This window comes from Clostridium sp. MCC353, assembly GCF_018785315.1.
Taxonomy (GTDB): Bacteria; Bacillota; Clostridia; order Lachnospirales; family Lachnospiraceae; genus CHH4-2.
Genome location: NZ_WQPN01000070.1, coordinates 1 through 3,028 on the forward strand (window position 1 = coordinate 1; position 3,028 = coordinate 3,028).

Sequence of the window (3,028 nt, forward strand, 5' to 3'; positions counted from 1 at the left end):
TCATCCCCGAAGGATTCCGCTCCCCAGGGCCGCCTCCAAACATCCAATCCCGCCTCCGCTCCCTCGTCCCGCTTTCCTGCGTAACTTTCATTAATTAAATCACAATTCTGCCCCCACCCACTCCAGCATATATTGGTAAAAAAACGGAGATCAGATGGACAATCAAAAACTGGAAAATCTTTTAAATTTAGCCCTGGATTCCACAGAGGAAGAGCTGGAAAAGTCAGAAGAACTGGGGGTGGGGTATAATCCTGAAGAACGTACCTGGACCTTAATTGTGAAATATTCAGGGGACATTTCTTCATTGGCAGATCAGGGTATTATTATCTATGATCTGTTAAATGAGTATGCTATTTTGACAGTGCCACAGCATTTGATTGAAGCGCTCAGCCGTTTGCCGGAAATTGAGTATATTGAAAAGCCCAAACGGCTTTTTTTTGCACTGAATCAGGGGAAATCAGCTTCCTGTATTACCTATGTCCAGAATGGAGGAAAGAACCTGAGCGGACGCGGAGTGATTATGGGAATTATAGATTCTGGTATAGATTACTATCACAGTGATTTTAGAAATGAAGACGGCACTACCAGGATTCTTTACCTGTGGGATCAGGTTTTAGACAGGATTTTTACTGAAGAGGAAATAAACCAGGCGCTGGAAGCAGGGGACAGAGTGGCGGCCAGAAGGATTGTCCCTTCTATTGATGCCAGCGGCCATGGAACTGCGGTGGCAGGGATTGCGGCGGGAAACGGCAGGGAGAGCAAAGGCAGATATCGTGGAATCGCATATGAAAGTCCATTGGTAGTGGTAAAGATGGGTGTTCCCGAAGAAGGTGGATTTCCCAGGACGACAGAGTTAATGAAAGCGGTGGATTATGTGGTAAAGACAGGAGTGCGCCTTCAAATGCCGGCAGCAGTCAATCTGAGTTTTGGAAATACATATGGTTCCCATGACGGGACCAGCCTGGTAGAGCGGTTTTTAGATGATATTTCTAATTATGGAAGGACATCGATTATAGCGGGAACCGGAAATGAAGGAAATACGGGGGGCCATACATCCGGCACGCTTATAACAGGGAGAAATGAGACTGTAGAATTATCGGCGGCTCCTTATGAAACCGGATTCAGCGTTCAGATTTGGAAGGAATATGTGGATTCCTTTACTATAAGCCTGATCACTCCAACAGGTGAAGTGCTCAGTGTCACTGACCAAGGAGGCGGAAACAGGACATTGTATTATAGGAATACCAGGATTCTCGTATTCTATGGAGAACCCAGCCCCTACAGCCAGGCCCAGGAAATTTATCTGGACTTCCAGCCGGTGGATCTTTATATTGACAGTGGTATTTGGACGTTCAGGCTGGAACCACAGAATATAGTTTCGGGCAGATATGATATGTGGCTTCCGTCCTCTAATATATTGAATGCATCGACGGAATTTCTACGCCCTACCCCGGATATTACGCTGACCATACCATCCACCGCTTCACAGGTAATTTCCGTTGGCGCCTACAACAGCAGATACCAGTCTTATGCAGACTTTTCCGGGCGGGGGTATACCAGGGTGACAAACCAGATAAAACCCGACTTGGCGGCGCCTGGAGTCAACATTATGAGCGCGAACTCGGGAGGGGGATATGAAACGGTTACCGGAACTTCCTTTGCCGCGCCATTTGTGGCAGGAAGTGCGGCTTTGATGATGGAATGGGGAATTGTACAGGGCAATGATATTTTTTTGTACGGAGAAAAGATAAAAGCCTATCTGAGAAAGGGTGCCAGGCAGCTTCCGGGATTTACAGTATGGCCAAATCCTCAGATGGGGTATGGGGCGTTGTGCGTGCGGGACAGTCTTCCGGGGTGAGTCCAGAGGAGCAGATGTTGTAAAAAACTGGATGCGAAATAGAACGACATTGGAGTTTTTGGGCACGTGGGAACGGATATATAACCCTGCTTTTAAAGTGGTCGAATTCGACCACTTTAAAAGCGAAGCAGGTTTACATACATTTGTATTAAGTGTTTCGGAATGGATTGAAAAGACAGAAGCGATAGGATTGTTTGTGAAACGTGGAAAATATGGAGGGACGTATGCTCATAAAGATATTGCATTTGAATTTGCTTCAGCGATCAACCCTGTTTTTAAACTATATTTAATCAAAGAATTTCAAAGACTGAAAGAAGCGGAGAATGATGCAAAGAAAATTGAATGGGATGCAAAAAGATTTCTGTCTAAAAACAATTATTTAATCCAAACAGATGCGGTTAAAAATTATCTGATCCCGTCAGGAAATTATAAAGAAAATCTGGAGTGGCTGGCATATGCAGAGGAAGCGGATATTTTGAATGTTGCGTTATTTGGATTTACCGCAAAAGCATGGCGGGAGGAAAATGCTGAACTGGCGAAAAAGAATAATGTGAGAGATTTTGCTTCAATTAATGAACTGACAGTTTTATCCAACTTGGAAACACACAATGCACAAATGATTCGTGAGGGCAGAAATAAGGCAGAAAGATTTCAGATCTTAAAAGAAATTGCGTAGTATCAGTTGAATGTTCTTAATACGGCGGAACAGATAAAATTGATTGAGTGAAAAGCAAGATATAAATATGACGTTTAAAAACTATTTAGATTGGAGAAAGCTATATGAAATATTCAGCAAAAACAAAACCGGGGATGGGAGATCCATATTGGTATGAGTGGTCTGTTGGACAACAATATTTCATTGATATGCTCAATCCCGATAATAATATAAATGGCGTGGAACTACAAACTAATGTTAAAGTGGGATTGGATGACATGGTGGTAACCTATGAAAGCGGAGAAAAGCTATTTGTTCAAGTAAAACCTACACGATCAGACAATACATTAACATTTAGAATTTAATTTATGATGTAAGAAAATCTATTAGTAATAAATTCAGAGCTGAGACCGGAAACTATTAGGTGTAAACTGTGGTTTTCGGTTTTTTATATCAGGAAGCCAGTTATTGACATATGAAGATAAAATGGTATAATGATATAAATGATTAGATAA

3 protein-coding genes are annotated in these 3,028 nt (G+C 42.5%); all 3 read left to right on the forward strand.

Annotated features, from left to right (window positions below; translation table 11 throughout):
- The first annotated feature begins 154 nt into the window (after positions 1-154).
- Positions 155-1,858 carry a S8 family peptidase gene (locus tag GPL15_RS14090; protein WP_215699317.1) on the forward strand — a complete coding sequence of 568 codons (1,704 nt, stop codon included), beginning with the start codon at positions 155-157 and terminating at the stop codon, positions 1,856-1,858.
- Positions 1,821-2,534, forward strand: coding sequence for a KilA-N domain-containing protein (locus GPL15_RS14095; RefSeq protein WP_215699318.1), 714 nt, complete (start codon positions 1,821-1,823; stop codon positions 2,532-2,534). The genes GPL15_RS14090 and GPL15_RS14095 overlap by 38 nt, the downstream gene beginning before the upstream one ends.
- A 104-nt stretch (positions 2,535-2,638) precedes the next feature.
- Positions 2,639-2,878 carry a hypothetical protein gene (locus tag GPL15_RS14100; protein WP_215699319.1) on the forward strand — a complete coding sequence of 80 codons (240 nt, stop codon included), beginning with the start codon at positions 2,639-2,641 and terminating at the stop codon, positions 2,876-2,878.
- Positions 2,879-3,028: the final 150 nt, after the last annotated feature.

Bases quoted from the DNA above. Each gene is read 5' to 3' on its own strand.
- GPL15_RS14095 (WP_215699318.1), top strand. From the start codon at position 1,821: ATGGGGCGTTGTGCGTGCGGGACAGTCTTCCGGGGTGAGTCCAGAGGA.
- GPL15_RS14100 (WP_215699319.1), top strand. From the start codon at position 2,639: ATGAAATATTCAGCAAAAACAAAACCGGGGATGGGAGATCCATATTGG.
- GPL15_RS14090 (WP_215699317.1), top strand. From the start codon at position 155: ATGGACAATCAAAAACTGGAAAATCTTTTAAATTTAGCCCTGGATTCC.